Origin of the sequence: Nonomuraea typhae, assembly GCF_009760925.1 — a bacterium.
Classification (GTDB): Bacteria; Actinomycetota; Actinomycetes; order Streptosporangiales; family Streptosporangiaceae; genus Nonomuraea; species Nonomuraea typhae.
Map to the genome: position 1 here is coordinate 220,967 of NZ_VRLV01000013.1, position 25,862 is coordinate 246,828.

Genomic DNA, 25,862 nt, shown 5'->3' on the forward strand with positions numbered 1-25,862 from the left:
GTGATGGGGGGGGGTTCTGGAGTTAGGTGATGGTGATTTTGTGGTGGATGTCGGCATAGACGGCGTGGTCGAAGTCGCCGGCCACCGGGGCCGCCACGGCGGCGGCGCCGAGGGCCGCAGCGCGGCGCAGTCGCTCCGGCCACGGCGTCGCCTCGACCAGGCCCAGGGCCAGCCCGGCCACGAGCGCGTCACCGGCCCCCGTCGGGTTGCCGTCCACGGTGTACGGCATGCGGGCCCGGAAGTCGCCGTCCGGCGTGACGGCCAGGAGGCCGTCCTTGCCCATGGAGACCACCACGGACCCGGCCCCCCGGGAGCGCAGCACCTGAGCGGCCTCGACCGGGGCGCCGCCCGGCACCGCCCTGGCCAGTTCCTCGTGGTTGGGCTTGAGGATCGCGGGCCTGCCTGCGGGAGCGTGGCGCAGGGGCGCACCGTCGGCGTCCACGATGACCGGGACACCGTACCCGGCTGCCACGCGGGCCAGGGTGGCGTAGAAGTCCACCGGGACGCCTCTGGGCAGGCTCCCCGACATCACCACGGCGTCGGCCGCCTTGACCCGCGCCTCCCACGATGTCAGGAAATTTCCCAGCTCTTCGTCTGTGACCTCCGGCCCCGGCTCGTTGAACAACGCCGTCCGCCCAGCGCCACCACCACCCCGGAACTCCCCACCGCCACCCTGGAAGCCGCCGCGCGGCTCCGCCGTACCATCCCCCATTTCACCGGCTCCGCCCGGCACCGTCTCACCCACGTCGGCCGTACCAGCTCGAGGCGGCCCCGCCGTGTCACCGCCGGCCGTACCGGCGTCACCCCCCACGACCGACGAGATCACCAGCGTGGCCCGGGACTCCCCCGCGATCGGCGTGAAGGCGTGGGGGAGCCCGGCGGCGTCCAGGTCGGCGAGGATGGCCTGGCCGGTGGGGCCGCCTGCCAGGCCGGTGGCCAGGATGTCGTGGCCGAGGGAGGACAGGACGCGGGCGACGTTCACGCCCTTGCCACCCGCGCGCCGGTGTACCTGGTGGACTCGGTTGACTCCGTCCCAGTCCACGTCCCCGACCCGGTAGGTGGTGTCGAGCGCGGCGTTGAGGGTGACGGTGACGATCATCAGGGCTCCGTGATCCAGATGCCGCGCCGCATGACACCGTCCACTTCCAGGTCGGAGGAGAGGACGACCAGGTCCGCGAAGCGGCCCGCGGCAATGGTGCCGAGGCGGTCGCTCAGGCCGAGGACGCGCGCCGGGGTGGTGGCCGTGACCTGGACGGCCTCCGGCAGGGTCAGGCCGACCTCGCGGACCGCGCGGCGGAAGGCGGCGTCCATGGTCAAGGTGCTGCCGGCGATGGAACCGCCTTCGACCAGGCGGGCCTGGCCGTTGGTGACGTCCACGTCCATGGCGCCGAGCTGGTAGACGCCGTCGGACAGGCCGGTGGCCACCATGGCGTCGGTGATGAGGGCGGTGCGCCCGGGGCCGGCGACGTCGAAGGCCAGTTTGATCATCGCGGGGTGCACGTGGAAGCCGTCGTTGATGAGTTCGACGGTCACCCGCTCGTCCTCCAGCAGGGCGGCGATCGGGCCGGGGGCGCGGTGGCCGAGGGCGGGCATCGCGTTGTAGAGGTGGGTGGCGACGGTGCCGCCCGCCTCGATGCCGGCGCGGGTCTGGTCGAAGGTGGCGTCGCTGTGGCCGATGGCGGCGATGACGCCTGAGGCGACCGCCTCGCGGATGGTGTCGAGGGCGCCGGGGAGTTCGGCGGCGATCGTCAGCATGCGCACGTGCCCGCGCCCGGCCTTCACCAGCCCCGCGAACTCCTCCGGCGACGGGTCGTGCAGCGCGCCGGGGTCGTGGGCGCCGCAGCGGTCCTTGGAGATGTAGGGGCCTTCGAAGTGGATGCCGGCCAGCAGGCCGTCCTCGCACAGGTCGGCCAGGGAGGAGGCCGCGGCGGCGAGGCTGGGGATGGGGCCGCTGACCAGGCTGGCGACGAGGGTGGTGGTGCCGTGCCGCTGGTGCAGGGCGATCGCGTCCCTGGCGGTCTCCTGGTCGCCGGTCGGGAAGGAACCGCCCGCGCCGCCGTGGTTGTGGATGTCCACGAACCCGGGCACGACGTGGCGTCCGCCCAGGCTGTGGCCGTCGCGGGGGGCCGGGCCCTGCCCGACGTGCGTGATGCGGCCGTCCTCGATGGTCAGCCACCCGTCGTGAACCCCGTCGGGGCCCACGATTCGGGCGTCGGACAGAGTGACGGCCCCGGTCACATGCGATGCGGAGATGCTCATGAAGAAAGGATCACAGATCGCGTGAGGTGCAGGGGCTCGTCCGGGTTGAGCCCGCGAGCGAAGGCCCGGGCGACCGCCACGCGCTGGGCGCGGATGAGCTCGGCCATCGGGTCGAGTGCGGATTCGACGAAGGCGCCGCCGGTGGCCTCGACCTGCTCGCGCAGGCCCTCCGGGGCGGTGCCGAGCATCCAGGTGACGCGGCCGGGGCCGGCGATGCTGATGGGGCCGTGGCGGTACTCCATGGCCGGGTACGCCTCGGTCCAGGAGCGGGACGCCTCGCGCATCTTCAGCGCCGCCTCCTGCGCCAGGCCCACCGACCAGCCGGCGCCGAGGAAGCTGAACTGCTCGGCCTCGACGAGCTGCTCGGACAGCGGTGTGGCGACCGCCTGCTCGGCGTCGGCGATGGCCCGGGTGAGGTCCTCGCCCAGGCTCGCGCGGAGCATGGCGAGCTGGGTGGTGGCGAACCGGGTCTGCACGACGGACTTCTCGTCGGCGTAGTCGAGCACGATCACCTGGTCGGCGGCGCTCATGACCGGGGTGTCCGGGTCGGCGGTGATGGCCGTGGTCCGGATGTCGTGCACCTTGCCCAGCAGCTCCAGGACCTCGGTGGTGGTGCCGGAGCGGGTGAGCGCGAGCACGCGGTCGTAGCGGCGGCCGGTGGGCGCCTCGGAGGCGGCGAACGCGTCGGTCTCGCCCAGCCCGGCACGCTCGCGCAGCGTGGCGTAGGCCATGGCGATGAACCAGGAGGTCCCGCAGCCGACGACGGCGACGCGCTCCCCCGGCCGCGGCAGCGCGTCGACCGGAACGTTCTCCACGGCACGGCGCCAGCAGTCGGGCTGAGAGGCGATCTCGGCCTCGGTGTGGGTGGTCACCACTTACCTCCCGAAGGATTGATTGTTTCTGCGCTTTTTATACCAGAATGCTGCATGAAACTGCACTGGTGGCTCTGGCCTCCAAGGTTGTGCCACGCTTGCTCCTGACAGATCACCGAGGAGGCAATCGTGTCCAGATACGACAGATGGAACGCGATTCTCGAGCTGCTCGCCCAGGAGGGGCGTCTCTCCGTGGAAGAGGCAGCCCAGGCGCTCGAGGTCTCCACCGCGACCATCCGCCGTGACTTCGACCAACTCGCCCAGCAGCAGATGCTCATGCGCACCCGCGGCGGCGCCGTTGCCCAGAGCGTCAGCTACGACTTGCCCCTCCGATACAAAACTGCCCGGCACGCCGACGAGAAACACCGCATCGCCGCCGCTGCCGCCGAACTCGTCAACCCCGGCGCCGTCATCGGCCTCAACGGTGGCACCACCACCTCAGAACTGGCCCGCACGCTCGCCACCCGCTCCACACTCGAGTCCGGCTTCACGATCGTCACCAACGCGCTGAACATCGCCTCGGAACTCACCGTCCGCCAGCACGTCAAGATCGTGGTGACCGGCGGCGTGGCCCGCCAGCAGTCCTACGAGCTCATCGGCCCGCTGGCCGGAGGCGTCCTGGAGCAGGTCACCCTGGACGTGGCCTTCCTGGGCGTGGACGCCCTGGACATCGAACTCGGCGCCTCGGCCCACCACGAGGGCGAGGCCAGCGTCAACCACCTCCTCGTCAGCCGCGCCGCCCAGGTGGTCGTGGTGGCCGACTCGTCCAAGATCGGCAAGCGCGCGTTCGCCCGCATCTGCCCGTTGTCCCAGATCGACACCCTGGTGACCGACGAGCAACTCTCCGACCACCTCACCGCCCAGATCACCGAAGCGGGCGTGAAGGTGGTTCGCGCCTGACTCATTACGGCGTGGCCGCCCCCACCCCACCCGCCGCCGCGCGCGGGCGCCGATCGTGGGGATCGCTTCTCACGTCGGACCAACGCGCCACCGCAACGGCCCACCTTGACCACCTGGGCGGGCAAGGCGGGCCGGAGCGCTAGAACGGCAGAACCGGGGCCGGAGGCGGGTCGGGGAGTTTCACGTTGCCCGGGAGCAGGTGCCGGCAGGCCCTGACCGCCTCGCCGTACACCTTGGACATGACGTCCACGCGCTCCCCCTTCACCGTCAGGTTGACCAGGCCCTCCGCCGAGACCGTGACCTCGGGGAAGCCGGGCAGCCCATGGGAGCGCATGCACTGCGTGAAGGTCTTGCCCCTGTCGCGGTCGGGGCTGGCGGCGGCGGGTATGGCGGCGGCGGCGGGTATGGCGGCGGTGGGCAGCGTGGTGGCGATGAGCGCGGCAGCCACGAGGGCTGCTTTCAGGGTGGGTCCTGGCATGGTGTTCTCCTTTCGGGTTGGTCCCAGGAAAACGGGCAGGCGGTTACCGGGCGGGAACGGAGGCGGTTACCCCGCTGTAACCGGTTTGTGGGCATGCTGGGGGATCATGCGGGTGCTGCTGGTCGAGGATCACGAGGAGCTGGCGCTGACGGTCGCCGCCGGGTTGCGCCGTGAGGGCATGGCGGTGGACGTGGTGTTCGACGGCCGGGCGGCGCTGGAGCGGACGGCGGCCAACGACTATGACGTGGTCGTCCTGGATCGGGATCTGCCCGAGGTGCATGGGGACGAGGTGTGCCGGGCGCTGGCAGGCGGCGGGTCGCGGGTCCGGGTGATCATGCTGACGGCGGCCGGAGCCGTGTCGGACAAGGTGAGCGGACTGGGGATCGGGGCCGATGACTATCTGGCGAAGCCGTTCGCGTTCGCGGAGCTGGTGGCCCGGGTCCGGGCGCTGGGGCGGCGGTCGGCCCCGGCGCTGCCGCCGGTGCTGGAGCACGAGGGGCTGCGGCTGGATCCCGGCCTCCGGATCGCCACGCGTGACGGGCGGCGGCTGGCGTTGAGCCCGAAGGAGTTCGCGGTGCTGGAACTGCTGCTGGCGGCGCGGGGGGCGGTGGTTTCCACGGAGCAGTTGCTGGAGCGGGGCTGGGACGAGTTCGCCGACCCGTTCACGCAGACGGTGAAGGTGACGGTCAGCCGATTACGCCGCAAGCTGGGCGACCCACCGCTGATCGAGACGGTTCCGCAGGCCGGGTACCGGATATGAGGAGAACCGTCCGGCTCCGTCTCACCCTGCTCTACAGCGGGCTGTTTCTGGTGGCCGGGGCGCTCCTGGTCGGGCTCATCTACGTCCTGGTCGAGCTGAGCCCCTTCCCCAGCGCGCCTCCGGCGCCGAGTGTGCCCGGCGGCGGGCTGACGGTTCCCGAGCCTGCCGTCCCGGCCGGTCGGGACGCGGCCGGTCTGCGCCGCCTGCTGGTGAACTCGCTGATCGCGTTGCCGGTGATGGCGCTGGCCTCCATGTGGCTGGGGTGGGTCATGGCCGGGCGGGTGCTGCGGCCGCTGGGTGCGATGACCGCGACCGTGCGCCGGATCACGGCCGACCGTCTCGACCGGCGGCTCGCGGCCGGCGGGCCGGACGACGAGTTGAAGGAGCTGTCCGACACCTTCGACCAGCTCCTCGACCGCCTGGAGGCGGCCTTCACCGCGCAGCGGCGTTTCGTGGCCAACGCCTCGCACGAGTTGCGCACCCCGCTGACGGTGCAGCGCACGATGGCCGAGGTGGCGCTGTCCGATCCGGACGCCGATGCGGGGGCGCTGCGGGCCGTACTGGAGCGGCTGCTGGCCGCGGGCCTGCACCAGGAGCGGCTCATCGAGGCTCTGCTCACGCTCGCCCGCGGCTACCAGGGGCTGGCGCGGAGCGACCCGCTGGACCTGGCCGTCGTCGCCGAGCACTGCCTGCCGCCGACCGGTCTCCGGGTCACGGCGGAGCTGGAGCACGCCTGGGTGCGGGGGGATCGTGATCTGCTGGAGCGGCTGGTGACCAACGTTCTGGACAACGCCGTGCAGCACAACCGGCCCGACGGCTGGATCACCGTCTGGACCGGTCTTCGGCAGGGGCGTCCCGCGCTCCGGATACAGAACAGCGGCCCGGTGATCGCACCGGACCGCGTTCCCGCCTTGCTGCAGCCCTTCCAGCGCCTGGCCCCCGGCCGCCGCGCGCTGGGCGACGGCCTGGGGCTCGGGCTGTCGATCGTGGCCGCGGTCGCCGAGGCGCATCGCGGCGACCTGGACGTGGCCGCCCTGCCGGAGGGCGGGCTCAGCGTCACCGTCACCTTTCCTTGAGGTGCTCGTGGGCCTCGTCCCATCCGGCGGGGGCGGCAGCCGTCCAGAACTCGAACTGTGAGCCGGCCATCGCCGAACGGTAGGCCCGGATGATGCCGCGGTGCGGCTGGGCGGCGGCGAAGGCGCCGAGCGCGTCGCGGTCCGTCCACGCCGACAACGTCCAGAACGTCTTCTTCAACGGCGCCGCCTTCAATGCGGCGCCTACCGCGCCACCGCTGCGCCGTACCTGCAGCAGGATGCGGACCGCCTGCACCAGGAATCCGGGCACCTGGGCGAAGCTCCTCAGCTCGAACCTGGAGGCCATCACCTCCACATCGGTCTGGTGGCCGGCCGCCGGTCCGGGGACCCAGGGGGTCGTCAACGCCATCTCGCACCTCGCCTCTCGCGCATCTTGTTAGATAGTACTGCTATCCAACAATCGGTCAAGGGCGTTCATTCCCGCACGAGGCGCTCCACCAGAACGTCCACCAGGTCGTGGGCCTCCTTGTCGGTGAACACGCCGGGCAGCGTCAGCCGTTCCACGATCAGCCAGTTGAGGGAGAGCATGAGCAGCACGACCGCGGTCGAGTCGCCGGGCAGGCCGGAGGCGGCGTGGTAGTCGACGTTGTCCTGGATGTCGGCCCGGATGCGCCGGGTCAGGACCTCGCGCAGCTCCGGGCGGCGGGTGGATTCCAGGCGGAGTTCGAGCAGAGCCAGGAAGCCGGTGTTGAAGGCGATGATCCGGTCGACGAGCTCGTGCATGAGGGCGGCGTAGCGGGCCCGGTCCTGCGGGCCCGACCTGGCCTCGGCCAGGGTGGCCTCGTCGGGCAGCAACCGCTCGTAGATGCGGCCGCCGGCCTGGGTCAGCAGGTCGTCACGGCTGGCGAAGTAGTTGGAGGCGGTACCGATGGGCACCTCGGCCTGCGCGTCCACGGCGCGGAAGGTCAGGCCCCTGGCCCCCTCCCCGGCCAGGACCTCGATGGCCGCGTCCACCAGAGCCTGCCTGCGCTCGGGATTCTTCCTCACTTGACACCACTCCAGATGTAGTACTACGTTAAGACCACTTCAATCAGAGTACTACATACGGAGTTACCAGATGCGAAAGCTTGTCTACTACGTCGGCGTCTCCATCGACGGCTACATCGCCGGTCCCGGCGGCGAGATCGACTTCTACCCCCTGGGCGACGACATGGCGGCGTGGATCAACGCCCGCTACCCCGAGACCCTCCCCACCCACGTGCGCGAACTCGTCGGGCTCGACGGCACGCCGAACCAGGTTTTCGACACTCTGGTGATGGGCCGCGGCACCTACGAGCCCGCGCTCGACATCCCCTCCACCAGCCCCTATTCACACCTGCGGCAGTACGTGGTCTCCACGACCATCCAGATCGACGACCCGACCGTGGACGTATGGCGCGACGACCCGATCGAGCTCGTGCGCCGGCTCAAGGCGGAGGACTCCGAGCTGGACGTCTACCTCTGCGGCGGCGGCAAGCTGGCGGCCTCGCTGCTGCCGGAGATCGACGAGCTCATCATCAAGAGCTACCCGGTGGTCGCCGGGACCGGGATCCCCGCCTTCACCGGCGCGTTCGACCCCACCCTGTTCACCCCGACCAGGCGCGAGGCGTTCGGCAACGGCGCCCAGGTCACCTGGTTCACCCGTGCGTAGAACGACTCAACCGAAAAGAGGGCCCGCGTGAGCGGGCCCTCTTCCGTGTCCAGACGTCAGCGCTGCACCGGCGCGACCACGACCTCCACGCGCTGGAACTCCTTGATGTCGGAGTAACCGGTCGAGGCCATCGTGCGCTTCAGCGCGCCCATGAGGTTCATCGAGCCGTCGGCCACGCTGGACGGGCCGTGAAGGATCTGGGCCAGCGTGCCCACCGTGCCGAACTCCACCCGGCGCCCGCGCGGCAGGTCGGGGTGGTGCGCCTCAGAACCCCAGTGGAAGCCGTGCCCCGGCGCCTCGGCCGCCCTGGCCAGCGGCGAGCCGACCATGACCGCGTCCGCGCCGCAGGCGATGGCCTTGGCGATGTCGCCGGAGGTGCCCATGCCGCCGTCGGCGATCACGTGGACGTAGCGACCGCCGGACTCGTCCATGTAGTCGCGGCGGGCCGCGGCCACGTCGGAGATCGCGGTCGCCATCGGCACCGCCACCCCCAGCACGTTGCGCGTGGTGTGGGAGGCGCCGCCGCCGAAGCCGACCAGCACGCCCGCCGCGCCCGTGCGCATCAGGTGCAGGGCCGCGGTGTGGGTGGCGCATCCGCCGACGATCACCGGGACGTCGAGCTCGTAGATGAACTGCTTGAGGTTGAGCGGCTCGGCCTTGCCCGAGACGTGCTCGGCCGAGACCGTGGTGCCGCGGATGACGAAGATGTCGACGCCCGCGTCGATGACCGCCTTGTGGTACTGCACGGTCCGCTGCGGCGACAGCCGTACGGCGGCGGTGACGTTGGCGGCGCGGATCTCCTCGATGCGGCGGCCGATCAGCTCTTCCTTGATCGGCGCCGCGTAGATCTCCTGCAGCCGCTTCGTGGCCGCGGCCGCGTCGAGGCTGGCGCACTCCTCCAGCAGCGGCGACGGGTCCTCGTAGCGGGTCCAGAGCCCTTCGAGGTCGAGCGGGGCCAGCCCGCCGAGGCGGCCGATCTCGATCGCGGTGGCCGGGGAGACCACGCTGTCCATGGGCGCGACCACGACGGGCAGCTCGAAGCGGTAAGCGTCGATCTGCCAGGCGATCGAGACCTCCTCCGGGTCACGGGTGCGCCGCGAGGGCACGAGGCCGATCTCGTCGAGCGCATACGCCCGGCGGCCCGTCTTGCCCCGGCCGATCTCCACCTGAGTCATGTTTTACCTTCTGTGGTAGTTGGGAGCCTCAACGGTCATCTGGATGTCGTGCGGGTGGCTCTCCTTGAGGCCCGCCGCGGTGATCGGCATGAGCTCGCAGTCGGAGTGCATCTGCCCGATCGTGCGGCAGCCTGAATACCACATACCCTGGCGCAAACCGCCCACGAGCTGGTGGGCCACCGCGGCGACCGGGCCGCGGTAGGGGACCTGGCCCTCGATGCCCTCGGGGATGTACTTGTCCTCGCCGCCGACGTCCGCCTGCGCGTAGCGGTCCTTGCTGAAGGACGTGCCGCCGCGCTCGCGGTTGCGGACCGCGCCGAGCGAGCCCATGCCGCGATACGACTTGAACTGCTTGCCGTTGATGAAGATCAGCTCGCCCGGGGACTCCTCGCACCCGGCCAGCAGCGAGCCCAGCATGACCGTGTCGGCGCCCGCCGCGATGGCCTTGGCGATGTCGCCGGAGTACTGCAGGCCGCCGTCGCCGATGACCGGCACGCCCGCCGGGCCGCAGGCCAGCGACGCCTGGTGGATCGCGGTGACCTGGGGCGCGCCCACGCCGGCCACGACGCGGGTGGTGCAGATGGAGCCGGGGCCCACGCCCACCTTGACGGCGTCGGCGCCCGCGTCGACCAGCATCTGGGCGCCCGCCCTGGTGGCGATGTTGCCGCCGATGACATCGACCTTGCTGTTGGCCTTGACCAGGGCGATCATGTCGGCCAGGCCCCTGGAGTGACCGTGGGCCACGTCCACCACGAGCGCGTCCACGCCCGCCTCGATCAGCGCCTTGGCCCGCACCTCGGCGTCGGGCCCGACGCCCACCGCGGCGCCCACGACCAGCCGGCCGCCGGCGTCCTTGGTGGCCAGGGGGTACTGCTCGCTCTTGGTGAAGTCCTTGACCGTGATGAGGCCGCGCAGCCGTCCGTCGGCGTCGATGAGCGGCAGCTTCTCGATCTTGTTGCTGCGCAGGAGGGAGAACGCCTCGTCACGGGAGACGCCCACGGGCGCGGTCACCAGCGGCATCGCGGTCATGACCTCGCGCACCGGCCGGCTGTGGTCGGTCTCGAAGCGCATGTCGCGGTTGGTGACGATGCCCACGAGGATGCCGTCGCGGTCGGTGACCGGGACGCCCGAGATGCGGTAGGTGGCGCACAGCCGCTCGACGTCGGCCAGCGTGTCGTCCGGGGTGCACGTGACCGGGTTGGTCACCATGCCCGCCTCGGAGCGCTTGACCAGGTCGACCTGCTGCGCCTGCTCCTCGATCGACAGGTTGCGGTGCAGGACGCCGATGCCGCCCTGGCGGGCCATGGCCACCGCCATGCGCGCCTCGGTCACGGTGTCCATGGCGGCCGAGACCAGCGGGATGGCCAGCGTGATGGTGCGCGAGAGGCGGGAGGTCGTGTCGGCGTCGCCCGGCTGGAGATCGGAATACCCGGGCACCAGCAGCACATCATCAAAGGTCAACCCTGTTTCGGTGAATTTGGACATGCTGCGGCCCCCTCCTGCCGATGCGCTGATGCGACAAGTTTAGGGCCTGGCTCCAAACGGCACCGCGCGGGTCCGCGAAGACCGGGTTGCGGGGAAAAGTTTCAGGCGCCGGAGGGACGATGACCCCCACGGCCCGCCGTCTCCCCGGCGCCCCGGAGTAGCACAAAGTGCCGAAGGAACCGGGCGGTCGGTGATCCGCCCGGTTCCCCCGGCCACCGGCATCTGGTACGGCGGGCCTTACGCCACCGAACCCCCCTCCGCGTCCTGATGGCCGCCGCCCTACCTGTGATGCCGACGCTGGGTTAAGCCTGCGTTACTCATGGGCACATCGCAATGTGAAAACGTGCAATTGCACGAAGTTGCACCCCCGCCGAAGTTGTCACAGCAACACCCGGACAGAGGTCGGATGCCGGGTTATCCTCACGGCACGCCCGTGTCCCCCTACGGAGCCCCCCATATGCGCAACGAGCCCGACACCGTTTCCGACCCACTCGAGACGCTGGGCCTGGACCCGGCACAGACCGCCCTGTACACCGCGGTCCTCCGTCTCCACCGCGCCACCCTGGCCGAGCTGGCCGAGGCGATGGACGGCCCGATGGACAAGGTCGGCAGGCAGCTCGAGGATCTCGTCAGGCTGGGCGTGGTCGACGAGCGCTCCGGCAAGTACCTCGCCAGGCACCCGGCCGCCGCCCTCGGCCGGTTGATCGCCGAACGGCTGGACCGGCTGGCCGAGGAGAGCCGCCGCATCGACTCCGCGCTCGGGTCCATCCGCAGCCTCATCCGTGACTACGACGCCGGCCGCGACTACCAATCCGGCCCCTTCCCGGTCGAGCTGGTCAGCGGCGCAGACGTGCTCTACGAGAGCGTGATCGGCATGGCCCTGCAGACGCCGCCGCTGAGGCTGCTCACCGCCATCCCCGACGAGCGCACGATGGTCGACTTCGTGCGCAAGTTCGCCGACCCGTGGATCGACGCCCAGCGCCGCCGGCTGCTCGACATGCGCGCCGTGATCCCGGTCTCCACGCTGACCCTGCCGGGCGTCCGCGACCAGCTGACCCGCCTGCTGGAGTCGGGCGGCCGCGTCCGCACCCTGGACCGCGTCCCGAGCTGGTTCATGACCGCGGGCCCCGACGCCGCCGGTCTGCCCGCGTCGTGGGGCGGCAACCTGCCCGACCACGCCTACAACTTCTACTTGATGCGCGCCCCGATCGTGGTGGGCGTCCTGAGGTCGCTGTTCGAGGAGCTGTGGGGCCGCTCGGTCCCCCTGCCGTGGGGCCGCCGCGGCGACGGCATGGTCCAGGTCCTGCGCCTGGCTGCCCAGGGCATGTGCGACGACTCGATCGCCCGCCAGCTCGGCGTCTCGGTGCGCACGGTCCGGGCCAGGTTCGCCGACGCGATGGCCGAGCTGGGCGCCCAGTCGCGCTTCCACGCCGGGGTCGAGGCCGCCCGCCGCGGCTGGCTGGGCTGATCTTTCCCTTTTGCCTGGTACGGCGGAGCCGACGAAACAGGCACAAGACGCGGGTGCCGTGCTTATTAGTGCTCAGGAGTCGTTCGGTCACTATGGTGGAAAGGTGCTGGAAGACGTCCCCCGCGACCCGTTCGCGGACGATCCGAACGATCCTTCCTCGGCGATGGGCGCATTCGACGACCCCGAGCCGCTGACGGCGGCCGAGCGCGACGAGGCCATCACCGACCTGGCCGACGTGGAGGTCTTTCGCTCCCTGCTGGAGCCCCAGGGCGTCCTGGGACTTGTCCTCGACTGCCCGGAATGCGGTGAACAGCATTTCTTCGACTGGGCCCTGCTGCGCGGCAACCTGCGCCAGATGATCGACAAGGGCCAGCCGCAGGTCCACGAACCCGCCTTCCACCCCGACCCGGCCGACTACGTCAGCTGGGAGTACGCCAGGGGCTACGTGGACGGCGTCATGGACACCGAAGAACGACGCTGATCGTCGGCGTCCCGGACGTCGTGCCGGAGCGCGGCCAGCAGCCGCAGCGCCGGGTCGTTCGCGTCGGGCAGGTGCCCCAGCGCCAGCGCGTCCACGAACGCGTCCGTCTGCTCCTCGGGCGTGAGCCCCACAGGGTCGTTCTCAGGCGCCGCGCCGCCCGGGAAGGTGGCCTCGCCCGCGTTGCTTCCCTCCGGCGTCAAGCCGACTCCAGCTCGGCCATCTGCCGCAACCTCGCCAGCGCCCGATGCTGGGCGACCCGGACCGCACCTGGTGACATGCCCAGTACATTACCGGTCTCCTCGGCGGACAGCCCCGACACCACCCGCAGCAGCAGCAGCTCGCGCTGGTTGGCCGGCAACCGGGCCAGCAGCCTGCGCGCGTGCTCGACCTCGATGTAACGGACCACGGTCTCCTCCGGCCCCGGACCCTCGTCGGGCCCGTCGGGGAGATCCTGCGTGGGTACGGCGGAGCGCACGGAACTGCGCAGCGCGTCGGCGACCTTGTGGGAGGCGATCCCGAAGACGAACGAGGCGAAGGGCCGGCCCATGTCCCGGTACCGCGGCAGCGCGGACAGCACCGCGATGCAGACCTCCTGGGCCACGTCATCGGCGATGTGATATTGCCCGGAAACCCGGCCCAGCCTGGCACGGCAATAGCGGACCACCATCGGCCGCAACTCGCCGAGCAGGGATTCGATCGCAGATCGATCGCCCGCAACGGCGAGGCTCGTCAGTTCTCTTAGGTCGGAGTCATCCGTCCGTGCCGGAAGTCTCGACGCGAGCCTTACCCCAATTTTGGCGTCGGCGACGCTTCCCTCGCTCACGATAGGCATGATGCCCGCACTGATCCTGCCTGTCGTCATGGCGAACGGCTACGGATTGGTCACATTGAAGAGACGATAACGCCCCGTAATCGACTGATCACACTAAGCCTTTCTGCGGAGTCGGAATATTTCATCTGATTCCCTGAAATGAGCAGAAATTGTCATGGCTGCTCACGACGCTTTAGCCCTTAGGTCGGTTTACCGCAATAAGCCAACTTTCCGCATCCGGACATCCTCCGGCCGCCGCCTCCACACTTAAGATCGCCCAACCATCCCCAGTCGCTACATGAACCCCACATGTGACGGATGGCCAGATACCACCCAGACGGCCGGCCGGGCGCGCGTAACGGCGGCCCGCCCCGCATCACCGGAGGAGCGTCACCCTGGACGGAGCCCGGCCACGTGCGGCGGGCGGGGTGGGGGCGGCCTGCCGTACCTCCTGAAGCCACGTACGACGGGCTGGGACGTACGGCGGCCGGCCGGAACAGGGAACGGCGGGCTGGGACGTGCGGCGGCCCGCCGGAGAAGGGAACGGCGGGCTGGGACGTGCGGCGGCCCGCCGGAGAAGGGAACGGCGGGCTGGGACGTGCGGCGGCCCGCCGGAGAAGGGAACGGCGGGCTGGGACACGCGGCGGCCCGCTGGAACGCGGAACCCCCGCCGGAACGCGGAACGGCCCGCACCCAGATGGGTACGGGCCGTCCGGACTGCCGGAGAGCGGGCGGGTCAGTGGCCGTGGCCGTGACCGTGACCCTGGCCACCGGCGGCAGCCTCCTCCTCGGGCTTGTCGACCACGAGGGCCTCGGTCGTGAGCAGCATGCCGGCGATGGACGCGGCGTTCTGCACGGCCGAGCGGGTGACCTTGACGGGGTCGATGACGCCCTGGGCGATCAGGTCGCCGTACTCGCCGGTCGCGGCGTTGAGGCCGTGGCCCGCGGGCAGCTCCGCCACCTTGTGGGTGACGACGTAGCCCTCGAGGCCGGCGTTCTCGGCGATCCAGCGGGCGGGCTCGACCAGCGCGCGGCGGACGACGCCCACGCCAGTGGCCTCGTCCCCGGTCAGGCCGAGGTCGTCGACCTCCTTGCCGACGTGGACCAGCGCGGCGCCACCGCCGGAGACGATGCCCTCCTCGATCGCGGCGCGCGTCGCGGAGATCGCGTCCTCGAGGCGGTGCTTCTTCTCCTTGAGCTCGACCTCGGTGGCGGCGCCGACACGCAGCACGCACACACCGCCGGCCAGCTTGGCCAGGCGCTCCTGCAGCTTCTCGCGGTCCCAGTCGGAGTCGGACTGCTCGATGGCGAGCTTGATCTCCTTGACGCGGTCCTCGATGGCCTGCGCGTCGCCGGCGCCGTCGACGATGGTGGTGTTGTCCTTCGTCACCACGATGCGGCGGGCGGTGCCGAGCACCTCCAGGCCGACGTGCTCCAGCTTGAGGCCGACCTCCTCGGAGACGACCTGGCCGCCGGTGAGGATGGCCATGTCCTGGAGCATCGCCTTGCGGCGGTCACCGAAGCCCGGGGCCTTGACGGCCACGGAGGTGAAGGTGCCGCGGATCTTGTTGGTGACCAGGACGGCCAGGGCTTCGCCCTCGACGTCCTCGGCGACCACGAACAGCGCCTTCTTGGTCTGGGCGACCTTCTCCAGCAGCGGCAGGAAGTCCGCGATGGAGGAGATCTTGCTCTGCGTGAGCAGCACGTAGGCGTCCTCCAGGACGGCCTCCATGCGCTCGGGGTCGGTCACCATGTACTGCGACAGGTAACCCTTGTCGAACTGCATGCCCTCGGTGAACTCGAGCTCCATGCCCATGGCGTTGGACTCTTCGACGGTGAGGACGCCGTCCTTGCCCACCTTGTCGAACGCCTCGGCGATCAGCTCGCCGATCCTGGCGTCCTGGGCGGAGATCGTCGCGACGTTGGCGATCTCCTTCTTGTCGCCGACCTCGCGGGCGCTGGCCAGCAGCTTGTCGCTGATGGCCTTGGCGGCCTTGTCGATGCCGCGCTTGAGCGACAGCGGCGAGGCGCCGGCGGCGACGTTGCGCAGACCTTCGCGGACCATGGCCTGGGCCAGGACGGTCGCGGTGGTCGTGCCGTCACCCGCGATGTCGTTGGTCTTGGTGGCCACTTCCTTGGCGAGCTGGGCGCCGAGGTTCTCGTAACGCTCTTCCAGCTCGATCTCACGAGCGATGGTCACGCCGTCGTTCGTGATCGTCGGGGCACCGAACTTCTTGTCGATGACGACGTTGCGGCCGCGGGGGCCGAGGGTAACCTTCACGGCGTCCGCGAGGGCGTTGACGCCGCGCTCAAGAGCGCGCCGGGCGTCCTCGTCGAACTCCAGGATCTTCGCCATTTGGTTGAAAGTCCTCTCCTAGCGTCGAAAGCCCCGGTCGCCTCTGCTGAGAGCTGCGCCCGGGGCCCGACACATACCGGCTTACTTCTCGATGATCGCGAGAACGTCGCGGGCGGAGAGCACGAGGTACTCCTCGCCGCCGTACTTGACCTCGGTGCCGCCGTACTTGCTGTAGAGGACGATGTCGCCCTCGGAGACGTCGAGCGGAATCCGCTTGTCGCCGTCCTCGTCCCAGTTGCCGGGGCCCACCGCGAGGACCTTGCCCTCTTGCGGCTTCTCCTTGGCGGTGTCCGGGATGACCAGGCCGGAAGCGGTGGTCTGCTCGGCCTCAAGCGGCTGAACCACGATGCGGTCGCCGAGCGGCTTAACGGGAACCTTAGTGGCGGTCGTCACGATCGGACCTCCCCTTCAGATTTGAATGATCTAGAAGAGGCGACCAGCGGGGCCTGCCGTCGCGGGTGGTAGACCTGCCTCGTCGCACGTTGGCACTCTCAAGGGGAGAGTGCCAACAGGAAACATATGCAAGAGGGCCTTGACAGTCAACATGAACCGGTTCAGCGCGTGTAAGAGCCTTCCAACAGCTCGGACACGATGCCCGGCCTGCTGGGGGCCCATCCGAGGGCCGCTTTGGTTCGCGCAGAGCTGACACGCTGGCTGAGCGCCAGCGCTTCGGCGAACGGCAGGCCCACGAGCTGGGCCGCCTCGGCGACCGGCAGCACGCGCACCTCCCCGTCCACCCCCGCCGACCGCGCCGCCGCCGCGGCCACCTCCGCCAGCGGCACGTGCTCCTCGCTCACCCCGTGGTAGACGGTACCCGGCCTGCCCTTCTCCACGGCCGTCACGACGAGCTCGGCCAGGTCGTCCACGTGCACGAACGCCGACCCCTCCCCGCCCTCGCCCACGTGCACGCCGTTGCCGCGCTCGGCCGCCCAGCCGCGCAGCAGCGCCGGGATCCCGCCGCCGCGTCCGTGCACGAGCCCCGGCCGCACCACCACCCCGCCCGCGCCGAGCACCAGGTCCTCCACCTTGGGCCGGTACCCCACGATCGCGATCGGCTCGGTCGCGCTCTCCTCGTGCCCGTCGCCGGTGGCCCCGAGCACCCAGACGCCGCTGACGTACACCACGGGCTTGCCGGCGTCCAGGAGCCGCCCGACGACGGCGAGGTCGACGGTCTCGTCGCCGGTGAGCAGCGCCGCGTGCACCACGGCGTCGACGTCCGGCGTCACGGCCGCCACGACCGACGCCGCGTCGGCCAGGTCCCCATACCGCTCGTCCGGTACGGCGGGCAGCCGCCTGCCCCCGTCTGCGGCCGGCCGTACCAGAACGGCGACCTCGTGCCCGCGCCTGGCGAGCTCCTCCACAACCGCGCCCCCGATGTACCCCGTCGCACCCAGGACCAGCACCTTCATGATTTTCCACCCCAAACACTTCAACGTCGAACCTTTCGACGCGGAGGACAGTAACCGCTCGCGTCGAACATTTCAACCTCAAAATTTTTGATATGCTGCGACCCATGCAGGACGCAGTGGACGCGATCGCGCAGCAGTGGGCCGCCGCCCGCCCCGACGTGGACGTGAGCCCGATGGGCGTGGTGGGCCGCCTCTCCCGCGCCTCACGGCTCCTCGAGCGGGGCATCAAGGAGTTCTTCGCCGAGCACGGGCTCGAACCGTGGGAGTTCGACATGCTCGCCACACTGCTGCGCGGCAACCCCGAGCACACCATGTGCATGAAGGACCTGGGCACCTCCGCCCTGGTCAGCCCCGGAGCCCTGACCAACCGCATGGACCGCCTGGTCGAACGCGGCCTGGTGAAACGCTGGCCACTGGAGAGCAACCGCCGCATGGTCATGGTCGCGCTGACCGAGGACGGCGAACGCCTGGCCGGCGACCTGCTCGGCGCCCACATGGCCAACGAGGCCCGCCTCCTGTCCGCCCTGTCCCCGGAGGAGCAGGCGGCTTTGACGGGCACGCTCCGCAAACTCCTGGTCTCCCTGGGCGACACGGACCTGTGAATGGGGAAGACTTCCCCTAGCGAGACAACCGGCAGAACGTGGTTCGAAGACCACGAACGGTGACCATACCTACATTACAGTGAGTGATGTGATCGCCACGATGGAGCGCACACGAGACGTACTGGCGAACTGGCCCTTCCCCCCCGACGGCGGCTGGACAGCCGACGACCTGGACCTGCTTCCCTTGGACGGGCCCAACGGAGAGCTGGACCTCTTCAAGCGCGTCGAACTCATTGACGGAGCCCTCATCCTCACGTCCCCCCAGCGCCGCTTCCACGATCGTGTCATACGACGCCTGGCCAATCTCTTGGAGCAGCAAGCGCCCGACTCCGCGGCCGTGGCCACGCAAATGGACATCAAGATCGCCGAGCGCCAGCGTCCCTGTCCCGACATCCTTGTCATCGATGCCGCGATCGACGACAACAGCGCCACGTCCTATCCGCCAGAAGCAGTCCACCTGGCAGTCGAGGTGATCTCCCCCGAGTCCCAGCATCGCGACCGGCGCGTCAAGCCAAGGATCTACGCGGAGGCGGGCATCAAGCACTTCTGGCTCGTCGAAGAAGAGGCGGGCCAGGCCGTCATCCGCGCATACGTGCTGGACAAGGTGACGAACTTCTACGCCGCCGAGGAAACCCGCCATGGCAAGCTAGTGGCCCAGTCCCCGTTCCCCATCGAGGTCGACTTCACCGACTTGATGCGCTGACCGGGTGCACTAACGTCAGATGACGTGGACCTCGACGCCTTCCTCGACCTCCTGACCCCGCGCGGCCGAAAGGCGCTGGACGAGGCCGTCGAGTTGACCGGGGCCGATCCGGTCAAAGCCGCCACCCAGCTCAGGAAGACCTACGACAGCGCCCTCACCTCGGCCGCCCTCACCCAGGCCGGGCTCAGGGAGCGGGCGGTGGCGAAGTTCGGGGACGACGCCCGCGTCATGTACTTCACCCCGCACGGCCTGGAGCAGTCCACCCGCGCCGAGGTGGCGGCGCATCGGGCGGCGCGGCTGACCGAGGCGGCCGGGGGGCCGGTCCGGGTGGTGGACGCCTGCTGCGGGATCGGCGGGGACGCCCTCGCGCTCGCGCGTGCCGGGCACACCGTGGACGCGGTCGAACTGGATCCGCTCACCGCGGCGGTGGCGCGGGCCAACGCCGACGCCCTGGGGCTCGGGGAGCGGATCTCCGTGCGGGTGGGGGACGCCGGTGGCGTGGCGCCCGAGGATTACGGGGCGCTGTTCGCCGATCCCGCCCGCCGTACCTCCAAGGGGCGCACGTTCGATCCGCAGGCGTACTCGCCGCCCTGGCCGGTGGTCATGGATCTCGTGGGGCGGGCGCGGCGGTCGTGTCTCAAGGTGGCGCCGGGGATCCCGTATGAGTACATCCCGGAGGCGGCCGAGGCCGAGTGGGTGTCGTTCAAGGGCGAGGTCAAGGAGGCGGCGCTCTGGACGCCCGGGCGGGCCGGGCGGCGGGCGACGATCCTGCCCGGTGGGCACACGCTCACCTCCACGGGGGTACGGCCGGCGGTCGGGGAGCTCGGGCGGTACGTGTACGAACCCGACGGGGCGGCGATCAGGGCGCATCTCGTGGGCGAGGTGGCCGAGATGGTGGGCGGGCGGCTGCTCGACCCGATGATCGCGTACATCGCCGGGGACGCGGCCGTGGCGACGCCGTGGGCGGCGCGGTACGAGGTGGAGGAGGCGCTGCCGTTCTCGCTGAAGCGGCTCCGGGCGGCGCTCCGGGAACGCGAAATAGGAAATGTCACCATCAAGAAGCGTGGCTCTGCCGTGGACATCGAGCGATTGCGGCGAGACCTGAGACTTTCCGGCGACAAATCCGGAGTAATCATCCTCACGCGGATTATGAACCATCCTTTCGTTCTCATCTGCCTGGGGCTCCCACCTGCATAAATGACAAAACAGGATCTTTTTCAGTCAGCCCGACGGATCTTGGTCCAAAGGCTAAGGTAGACGCGCGGGAGTTCTCCCCTCTACAGCGGATTACCGCGTTCTCCTTCAGTCATTGCAAACCGGACCAATCCCACCGCTGCGCGGCACTCCGTCGGCGAGTGAAGGAGTTTTCGGTGGATCATTCCAACCACACCACCCTCCTCCAGGCAGGCGGCCAGACCGCCATCTCCGACAGAATGCGGGAGCTGCTCGCGCGCGCCGCCCAGGATCACGTCTATGAGCAGCGCACCCAGGGCGCGGTCCTCGACGAGATCCGCCAGCGCCTCGAAGGCATGGAGTGGCTGCTGCGCGAGGTGCGGGAGCGCGAGCTCGGCGGCCTCAGCGGCACCCTCGAGACCGTCAACGGCCGCCTCGACGACATCGCGGCCAAGCCGCCGATCTGGGCCGAGGGCCTGGCCCAGCACGTCGAGGCCGTCCGCGACCACGTCGACGCCGTCGGCGCGCAGGTCGGCGGCGTGGACGCCCGCGTCGAGAACGTTCACCAGCGGGTCAGCCCGGTGATCGAGCTGCCGAGCCTCTGGGCCGACATCGGCACCGTCGGCGAGAGCGTCGACGAGGCGCTCAAGCGCCTGCAGAGCCTGCTCGACGGCGCCGAAGGCATGACCAAGCGGCTGGGCGACTTCGCCGGCAAGATCGGCCAGCTCAACTCCAGCATGGAGGCGGCCGCCAACCGCTTCACCAGGCTCGACAAGTCCATGGCCGAGCTCACCGCGCGCACCGACCGCGTCGAGAGCGGCGTGGTCGAGCTGGCCGACACCCTCGCCTCCACCGCCGACACCCTCACCGAGCACATCGGCGCCGCGACCGACACCCTCGGCGCCCGCCTCAGCACCGCCACCGACACCCTCAACGCCCGCCTCAGCACCGCGGCCGACACCCTCAACGCCCGCATCGGCGCCGCCACCGACGAGCTCAAGACCGCCGTCGGCCAGGTCGGAGACCGGGTCGAGGAGTCCGAGGAGCGCCTGACCGGCCGCATGGACGGCCTCGACAGCCGCGTCGACCGGGTGGACGGCCGCCTCATCGCCGTCGACGGCAGGCTCAGCAGCGTGGACGGCCGCATCGAGACCGCCGACGAATGCCTGGCCGACATCGACACCCGCCTCGACGGCGTCGACAGCAGGATGGGCAACCTCGACAGCCGCCTGGCCAGCCTCGACAAGCTCCTGGTCGCCGTCGACACCCGCCTCGGCGGCCTCGACAAGCAGATGGGCGGCGTCAACAACCGGCTGGGCGGCGTGGACACCCGCCTGGGCGGGGTGGACAGCCGCCTGGGCGGCGTCGACAAACACCTCACCGACCAGGACACCCTGCTCGACACCCGCTTCGACGCCCTTGACGGCCGGGTGGACAGCCACTTCACCGTCCTCGACGAGCGCGTGGCCGCCGCCGACCAGCACCTGTCGGAGAGCGCCAACCGCAACGAAGGCCGCTTCAACAAGCTCGACAACAGCCTCGAATCCCTGGACGAGCGCCTGGGCGAGGTCGAAGAGCACGTGACCGGGCGCTTCGACGGCATCGACGCCAAGCTCGCCAAGGGCGCCGAACACCTGGAGAGCGTGGACGACCACGTCGAAGCGGTCAACCAGCGCGTCGGCCAGCTCCCCGCGACCCTGGCCGTCTCCGACCGCGTGGGCGAACTGCTCGACTCCCAGACCACCGAACACGTCAAGCGCCTGGACTCCATCGACGAACGCCTGGCCGCCGCCTCGGCCGAACTCGCCGCCACCGTCGAGGCCCGCCCCGACCGCGACGAACTCAACCAGTCGATCACCGACGTCACCAAGCGCCTCGGCGCCCTGGAAGAAACCATGCTCGCCCTGGCCGAAGCCCTCCTGCGCCCCACCCGGGCCAAGGACTGACCCCATTTCCCGGTACGGCGGGGCCGGCCCCGCCGTACCCCACACCGGCAGGGCCGCTCTGGTGTCCACGCCACACACCACTCCGGTACGGCCCCGCCGCACCTTCCTGGCCACTCGGGTACGGCCCCGCCGTACCCCCATAAGCCGCTCCCGCACGCCCCGAAGTCCTCTCCCAACCCCCTGGCCCGCGCTGCCCGCCGTGCTGCGCGGCGCCGGAGGGGTTGGCTGGAGGTGATGTCACATCGCCCCTGTCCCGGTCCGTCTGTGGCGTGACAGCGGACTTCAGGGAAAGGGACGGAACGATGCGGGATCTGTTCATCAAGATCGCACTCGTGATCTCGGCGGCCACCATGCTCGTCACCGGCGTGTGGATGCGCATCGACCCGGCCGGTTTCGCCGAGTGGGCGAAGTGGCCGTTGCATGTGCATTTCCTGCACGATGCCGGGGTCTTCCAGATGGGCATCGCGCTGATGATGCTGAGCGCCCTGTGGTGGCGGGACGTGATCACCGTGGTGCTGGTCGGGTTCGTATTCGCCAACACCTTTCACGCGGTGAACCACCTGATCGACCACGCGACCCTGGGCGGCGGCCGCGGCTCGGACTGGTGGGCTCTGGGGGTGTTCTCGCTGCTGGCGGGTGCCGCGCTGGTCGCGCGGGTCCGGGTGCTCCGTTCCCGGGCGAAGGCCGTGGTGCCCCCTGACCGGCGGATCCGGTCAGAAGGCCAGTGCCGCGGTGGGGGCGAGGCGGGCGGCTCGGATGGCGGGGTAGATGCCGGCCGTGCCGCCGACCAGCAGCGTGGCGGCGAAGGCGCCGCCGAGTACCCAGGCGGGCACCGTGGGCGGCCAGCCCTGTGACAGGGCGTACCCGGTGGTGACCAGCGCGCCTAGGAGAAGCCCGGCGAACCCGCCCAGCGCCGACAGCAACAGCGACTCGGCGAGGAACTGGATGCGGATCTGTCCCCGGGTGGCGCCGAGCGCCCGGCGCAGGCCGATCTCCTTCCGGCGTTCCAGCACAGAGATGATCATCGTGTTGGCCACCCCGACGCCGCCCACGAGCAGGGCCACGGCGCCGAGTCCCAGCAGCAGGTTGGTGAAGGTGCCCGCGGCGGCCGCGCGTGCGGCCAGCGCGTCCGAGGGGCGCGAGACCGCGACCTCGTGTGGCCGCTCCGGGCTGACGGTGCGGGCGAGCAACCCGCGCACCCGCTCGACCGACTCCTCCGTGGACCGCTCGTACACCGTGGTGGGGTGGCCGTCGAAGTCCAGGCGTTCCCTGGCTGCGGATACGCCGACCAGCGCGGCCCGGTCGATCTCGGGGGCGAGCGGGAGCGGGGCGAGGATGCCGGTCACGGTGAACCACCGCTCCCCCGCCCACACCATCACTCCGGTACGGCTGACGCCGAGCCGCTGGGCGGCCACCGCCCCGAGCACGACGGCCGGCTGGGCGGACAGCGCCCGGTCGAGCCAGCGGCCGGTGTCCACGCGGCCGTCGAGGGTGGCGAGCAGGTTCAGGTCGGTGGCCTGGACGGTGAGGCCGCCGGTGTCCTCCTTGGGGATGCGGTCGGTCCTGCGGACGGTGGCCCGGGTGTCGCCGGTGGCGGCTGCGGCGGTGACGCCGTCGATGCGCCCGACCATCAGGGCGGCGTCCGGGTGGAGTTTCACCGGTCCGCCCATGAGCGCCTTGCCGGGTTCGACGCGCAGCAGGTTGGTGCCGAGGCGGTCGAGCTGGCGCAGGAGTTGTTCCTGGCCGGAGGCGGAGATGCCGATCACGGCGATCATGGTGGCGATGCCGATGGCGATGCCCAGCGCGGACATCACCACCCGCGAACCCCTGGCCCGCAGCCCGGCCGCGCCGACCCGGGCCAGGTCACGCGGACCCAGACGCGCGGGGGTGAGCGCGGTCATCGGGCCTCCCGGGATGCGATCCGGAAATCGGCCATCGAACCGCCCAGGCCCCGGCCGCCCAAGGCCGGGCTGTCCGGGATCGGATCATCCTCACCCCGACCATCCTCACCCCGACCATCCCGGCCCAGACCATCCCGGCCCGGACCATCCTGGATGCGGCCGTCCTGGATGCGGATGCGGCGGGGGCACCACTCGGCGATGTCCATGTCGTGCGTGATCATGACGATGGTGGTTCCCGAGCCGTGGAACTCGCGCAGAAGGTCGAGGACCTGGCGCCCCGCGGCGCTGTCGAGGTTGCCGGTCGGCTCGTCGGCCAGGAGCAGGGGCGGGTCGCCGACCACGGCGCGGGCGATGGCGGCCCGCTGTTGTTCGCCGCCGGACAACTGGCTGGGCCGGTGGCCGAGGCGGTGGGCCAGGCCGACGCGTTCCAGGGCGGCGCGGGCGCGTTCGCGGCGTTCGGTGGCCGGGCGGCCGGCGTAGAGGAGGCCGTCGGCCACGCTGTCGAGGATCGGCACGCCGACCGCCAGGTGGAACTGCTGGAAGACGAAGCCCAGGTGGCGGGCGCGCAGGGCGGAGAGCCGCCGGTCGGTCAGGGTGCTGACGTCGTGTCCGGCGATGCGGACGACGCCCGAGGTGGGGCGGTCCAGGGTGCCGAGGAGGTTGAGGAGGGTTGACTTGCCCGAGCCCGACGGGCCGATGACGGCCACGAGCTCGCCCTCGGCGACGGTCAGGCTGACGCCGCGCAGGGCTTCGACGGTGTCGTTGTGGCGCTTGGTGACGTTCTCCACCTCGATGATCATTTGACCGGCACCCCGGCCTTCATGCCCGCGGCCAGGCCGGGGCCGCTGATCTCGACGCGGCCGCCGCCGTACACCCCGGTGGTGACCGGGACGGTGCGTCCGCCGATCTCCAGGCCGTAACCCCCGCCGGGGGTGGCCAGCAGCGCCTCCACGGGGACGCTGAGGACGTCGCGGCGGGTGACGCTCTCCAGGGTGACGGTGACCGGCGTCTGGTCGAGGAGCCTGACCTTGGCTCCGGCGAGGCGGACGCCGACGTCCACGGTGGTGACGCCCTCGCGGGTCCTGGCGGTGGCGCCCACGGAGACGACGGTTCCGCGGGCGGTGGCGCCGCCGGGCAGTTCCACCTCGACCTTGGCTCCCCTTCGGGCGAGGGCCTGGTCGGCGACGTCCAGGTTGAGGTGGACGCGACGGCCGGTGCGGGTGACGGTGAGCACGGGGGCGCCGTGGGCGACGCTGTCGCCGGGCGCCACCGCGGCCTTGGCGATTCTGACCTCGGCGGGCAGGAAGACGGCCTGGGCCGCGTCGACGCTTCCGGTTCCGGGCAGGCCCGCGTGTTTCTGCCAGGCCCGTACGGCCAGCGTCGTAGCCCAGGTGAAGTGGTCATCCACGGTGACGTCCTCGGCGTGCCCGAGCGCCTTGAGCGCGGTCTCGAGCTGGCGGACGTCGGGGCCGTCCTTGACCCCTTGGCCGAGGGGCCGGTAGAGGGGCAGCCTGCCGTACAGGAGCACGACGGGCTTGCGGTCGACGCGGTAGAGCGCCTGACCCTGGCGGACGACGGCGCCGGGGGCGGGCAGGGCGGTGACGGTGCCGGCGGCGCGGGCGCGGACGGTCCGCCCACCGGGAAGGCCGTCGAAACCGGCGAAAACGACCTTGCCGGAGAGTGAAAGGGTGTCGGTGAGATCGCCGCGGACGATGTCGGCGGTGGCCCGGGGCGGCGGGGTGGCGGCGGCTTCCGGGCGGCCGCAGCCGCTCACGCAGAGGGCGGCGGCCAGCAGGCAGGTGAGTGTGCGCTTCATCGCGGCAGGTGCGTGACGCACGCGTTCTGCGCCTTCTCGAAGGCGGCCCGGTCGGTGTCGTTGACCTTGACCTGGTACTGGCCGGTCTTGGGGTCGGGGTCGGCGACCTGCATGCCGCGTTCGCGCATGCATCGGGCGAACTTGGTGACGGCGTCGACGTAGGCCGCGTCGATCTTCTTGGCCTGGCCGCCGGCTTCGCGCCACTTGGCGCAGGCGTCCTGGGCCTTGTTGAAGGCGGCGGGGTCCTTGACGGCGTAGCCCGCCTCGCCGATGGCGTCGGGGAAGTCGCCGATGCCGTTGTCGCGCATGCACCGGGCGAACTTCACCTCGGCGTCCGCGGCGGCCAGCGTGGGCGGGGCGGCGGCCCCGGTCTGGGACGAGCACGCGGTGACGGCGATGCCCAGCAGGAGCAGGGCGGCGAGTCGTTTCACGGTTCCTCATTTCGGTCGGTTGTGGTCGCGAAATCGAGTTGACCGGAATCGCTTTAACATGGCGGTTACGTGGTCCGGTTATGCCGGTGTTACGAAGGTTCCTGCAGGTTGA

27 protein-coding genes are annotated in these 25,862 nt (G+C 70.7%); 10 read left to right on the top strand and 17 right to left on the bottom strand.

The genetic code is table 11. The annotated features are described in order from the left end of the window. Positions 1 to 22 precede the first annotated feature (22 nt). From FVE25_RS38695 to FVE25_RS38705, 3 genes are read right to left on the bottom strand one after another with little or no spacing between them, the layout of a single operon-like run. Entirely contained in the window at positions 23 to 1,099 is a 1,077-nt protein-coding gene (locus FVE25_RS38695) for a 1-phosphofructokinase family hexose kinase (RefSeq protein ID WP_157252464.1), read from the bottom strand. Next, on the bottom strand, positions 1,099 to 2,259 hold the full coding sequence (gene nagA, locus FVE25_RS38700) for an N-acetylglucosamine-6-phosphate deacetylase (RefSeq protein WP_181019861.1): 1,161 nt from the start codon (positions 2,257 to 2,259) through the stop codon (positions 1,099 to 1,101). The genes FVE25_RS38695 and nagA overlap by 1 nt, the downstream gene beginning before the upstream one ends. Next, positions 2,256 to 3,131, bottom strand: a complete 876-nt coding sequence (locus FVE25_RS38705) for an SIS domain-containing protein (protein ID WP_157252465.1) — start codon at positions 3,129 to 3,131, stop codon at positions 2,256 to 2,258. Before FVE25_RS38705 ends, nagA begins: the two co-directional genes overlap by 4 nt. Positions 3,132 to 3,260: 129 nt before the next feature. On the opposite strand from FVE25_RS38705, the gene FVE25_RS38710 reads away from it, so the two are divergent. Continuing rightward, complete coding sequence (locus FVE25_RS38710) at positions 3,261 to 4,031, top strand: DeoR/GlpR family DNA-binding transcription regulator (RefSeq protein ID WP_157252466.1); 771 nt, start codon at positions 3,261 to 3,263, stop codon at positions 4,029 to 4,031. A 139-nt stretch (positions 4,032 to 4,170) separates the two neighbouring features. Here FVE25_RS38710 and FVE25_RS38715 read toward each other — a convergent pair whose 3' ends face one another. Continuing rightward, a complete protein-coding gene (locus FVE25_RS38715) occupies positions 4,171 to 4,509 on the bottom strand; it encodes a hypothetical protein (RefSeq protein WP_157252467.1) in 339 nt (112 codons plus the stop codon). A gap of 106 nt (positions 4,510 to 4,615) precedes the next feature. Here FVE25_RS38715 and FVE25_RS38720 point away from each other — a divergent pair, with 106 nt between their 5' ends. Together FVE25_RS38720 and FVE25_RS38725 are read left to right on the top strand one after the other, a co-directional pair. Continuing rightward, positions 4,616 to 5,269: a response regulator transcription factor gene (locus FVE25_RS38720; protein ID WP_157252468.1), complete on the top strand. Its 654-nt coding sequence runs from the start codon at positions 4,616 to 4,618 to the stop codon at positions 5,267 to 5,269. Further along, positions 5,266 to 6,345: a sensor histidine kinase gene (locus tag FVE25_RS38725; RefSeq protein ID WP_157252469.1), complete on the top strand. Its 1,080-nt coding sequence runs from the start codon at positions 5,266 to 5,268 to the stop codon at positions 6,343 to 6,345. The genes FVE25_RS38720 and FVE25_RS38725 overlap by 4 nt, the downstream gene beginning before the upstream one ends. Here the strand turns inward: FVE25_RS38725 and FVE25_RS38730 are convergent. Further along, positions 6,332 to 6,712: a DUF3291 domain-containing protein gene (locus FVE25_RS38730; protein ID WP_157252470.1), complete on the bottom strand. Its 381-nt coding sequence runs from the start codon at positions 6,710 to 6,712 to the stop codon at positions 6,332 to 6,334. The genes FVE25_RS38725 and FVE25_RS38730 overlap by 14 nt on opposite strands. A gap of 65 nt (positions 6,713 to 6,777) precedes the next feature. Continuing rightward, entirely contained in the window at positions 6,778 to 7,350 is a 573-nt protein-coding gene (locus tag FVE25_RS38735) for a TetR/AcrR family transcriptional regulator (protein ID WP_157252471.1), read from the bottom strand. 70 nt (positions 7,351 to 7,420) lie between these two features. Here FVE25_RS38735 and FVE25_RS38740 point away from each other — a divergent pair, with 70 nt between their 5' ends. Continuing rightward, positions 7,421 to 7,993, top strand: a complete 573-nt coding sequence (locus tag FVE25_RS38740) for a dihydrofolate reductase family protein (protein ID WP_157252472.1) — start codon at positions 7,421 to 7,423, stop codon at positions 7,991 to 7,993. A 56-nt stretch (positions 7,994 to 8,049) separates the two neighbouring features. Here FVE25_RS38740 and FVE25_RS38745 read toward each other — a convergent pair whose 3' ends face one another. Together FVE25_RS38745 and guaB are read right to left on the bottom strand one after the other, a co-directional pair. Continuing rightward, positions 8,050 to 9,168 carry a GuaB3 family IMP dehydrogenase-related protein gene (locus tag FVE25_RS38745; protein WP_181019862.1) on the bottom strand — a complete coding sequence of 373 codons (1,119 nt, stop codon included), beginning with the start codon at positions 9,166 to 9,168 and terminating at the stop codon, positions 8,050 to 8,052. Between the two features lie 3 nt (positions 9,169 to 9,171). Continuing rightward, positions 9,172 to 10,653: an IMP dehydrogenase gene (gene guaB, locus FVE25_RS38750; protein WP_157252473.1), complete on the bottom strand. Its 1,482-nt coding sequence runs from the start codon at positions 10,651 to 10,653 to the stop codon at positions 9,172 to 9,174. Between the two features lie 457 nt (positions 10,654 to 11,110). Between guaB and FVE25_RS38755 the strand changes: the two genes are divergently transcribed. Beyond that, the gene (locus tag FVE25_RS38755; protein ID WP_157252474.1) at positions 11,111 to 12,121 is read left to right on the top strand and encodes a helix-turn-helix transcriptional regulator; all 1,011 of its coding nucleotides are present in this window, start codon (positions 11,111 to 11,113) and stop codon (positions 12,119 to 12,121) included. Between the two features lie 103 nt (positions 12,122 to 12,224). Then, positions 12,225 to 12,602: a DUF5319 domain-containing protein gene (locus tag FVE25_RS38760; protein ID WP_157252475.1), complete on the top strand. Its 378-nt coding sequence runs from the start codon at positions 12,225 to 12,227 to the stop codon at positions 12,600 to 12,602. Here FVE25_RS38760 and FVE25_RS38765 read toward each other — a convergent pair. From FVE25_RS38765 to FVE25_RS38785, 5 genes are all read right to left on the bottom strand, one after another. Next, positions 12,563 to 12,802, bottom strand: coding sequence for a hypothetical protein (locus tag FVE25_RS38765; RefSeq protein WP_157252476.1), 240 nt, complete (start codon positions 12,800 to 12,802; stop codon positions 12,563 to 12,565). The two genes, FVE25_RS38760 and FVE25_RS38765, sit on opposite strands and share 40 nt — an antisense overlap. Then, the gene (locus tag FVE25_RS38770; RefSeq protein WP_157252477.1) at positions 12,799 to 13,434 is read right to left on the bottom strand and encodes a sigma-70 family RNA polymerase sigma factor; all 636 of its coding nucleotides are present in this window, start codon (positions 13,432 to 13,434) and stop codon (positions 12,799 to 12,801) included. The genes FVE25_RS38765 and FVE25_RS38770 overlap by 4 nt, the downstream gene beginning before the upstream one ends. A gap of 715 nt (positions 13,435 to 14,149) precedes the next feature. Further along, on the bottom strand, positions 14,150 to 15,769 hold the full coding sequence (groL, locus tag FVE25_RS38775) for a chaperonin GroEL (protein ID WP_157252478.1): 1,620 nt from the start codon (positions 15,767 to 15,769) through the stop codon (positions 14,150 to 14,152). 81 nt (positions 15,770 to 15,850) lie between these two features. Further along, positions 15,851 to 16,162, bottom strand: coding sequence for a co-chaperone GroES (gene groES, locus FVE25_RS38780; RefSeq protein ID WP_043623565.1), 312 nt, complete (start codon positions 16,160 to 16,162; stop codon positions 15,851 to 15,853). Between the two features lie 161 nt (positions 16,163 to 16,323). Beyond that, positions 16,324 to 17,178, bottom strand: a complete 855-nt coding sequence (locus tag FVE25_RS38785; RefSeq protein WP_157252479.1) for an NAD-dependent epimerase/dehydratase family protein — start codon at positions 17,176 to 17,178, stop codon at positions 16,324 to 16,326. 104 nt (positions 17,179 to 17,282) lie between these two features. Here FVE25_RS38785 and FVE25_RS38790 point away from each other — a divergent pair, with 104 nt between their 5' ends. The 4 genes from FVE25_RS38790 to FVE25_RS38805 all read left to right on the top strand — a co-directional run bounded on the left by FVE25_RS38790 (position 17,283) and on the right by FVE25_RS38805 (position 21,602). Continuing rightward, entirely contained in the window at positions 17,283 to 17,780 is a 498-nt protein-coding gene (locus tag FVE25_RS38790; RefSeq protein ID WP_181019863.1) for a MarR family winged helix-turn-helix transcriptional regulator, read from the top strand. Between the two features lie 88 nt (positions 17,781 to 17,868). Continuing rightward, complete coding sequence (locus tag FVE25_RS38795) at positions 17,869 to 18,483, top strand: Uma2 family endonuclease (protein ID WP_246268117.1); 615 nt, start codon at positions 17,869 to 17,871, stop codon at positions 18,481 to 18,483. 24 nt (positions 18,484 to 18,507) lie between these two features. Then, a complete protein-coding gene (locus FVE25_RS38800) occupies positions 18,508 to 19,680 on the top strand; it encodes a class I SAM-dependent methyltransferase (protein WP_157252481.1) in 1,173 nt (390 codons plus the stop codon). Between the two features lie 173 nt (positions 19,681 to 19,853). Then, positions 19,854 to 21,602, top strand: coding sequence for a hypothetical protein (locus FVE25_RS38805; protein WP_157252482.1), 1,749 nt, complete (start codon positions 19,854 to 19,856; stop codon positions 21,600 to 21,602). Between the two features lie 713 nt (positions 21,603 to 22,315). Here the strand turns inward: FVE25_RS38805 and FVE25_RS38815 are convergent. Genes FVE25_RS38815 through FVE25_RS38830 form a run of 4 tightly spaced genes read right to left on the bottom strand, consistent with a single transcriptional unit; the run spans position 22,316 to position 25,750 of the window. Then, positions 22,316 to 23,503 (bottom strand): ABC transporter permease, encoded by a 1,188-nt coding sequence (locus FVE25_RS38815; RefSeq protein WP_157252483.1) that lies wholly within the window; start codon positions 23,501 to 23,503, stop codon positions 22,316 to 22,318. Continuing rightward, complete coding sequence (locus tag FVE25_RS38820) at positions 23,500 to 24,303, bottom strand: ABC transporter ATP-binding protein (RefSeq protein ID WP_157252484.1); 804 nt, start codon at positions 24,301 to 24,303, stop codon at positions 23,500 to 23,502. The genes FVE25_RS38815 and FVE25_RS38820 overlap by 4 nt, the downstream gene beginning before the upstream one ends. After that, positions 24,300 to 25,319: a peptidoglycan-binding protein gene (locus FVE25_RS38825; protein WP_157252485.1), complete on the bottom strand. Its 1,020-nt coding sequence runs from the start codon at positions 25,317 to 25,319 to the stop codon at positions 24,300 to 24,302. Before FVE25_RS38825 ends, FVE25_RS38820 begins: the two co-directional genes overlap by 4 nt. Next, on the bottom strand, positions 25,316 to 25,750 hold the full coding sequence (locus FVE25_RS38830; RefSeq protein WP_157252486.1) for a hypothetical protein: 435 nt from the start codon (positions 25,748 to 25,750) through the stop codon (positions 25,316 to 25,318). The genes FVE25_RS38825 and FVE25_RS38830 overlap by 4 nt, the downstream gene beginning before the upstream one ends. Between the last annotated feature and the right edge of the window lie 112 nt (positions 25,751 to 25,862).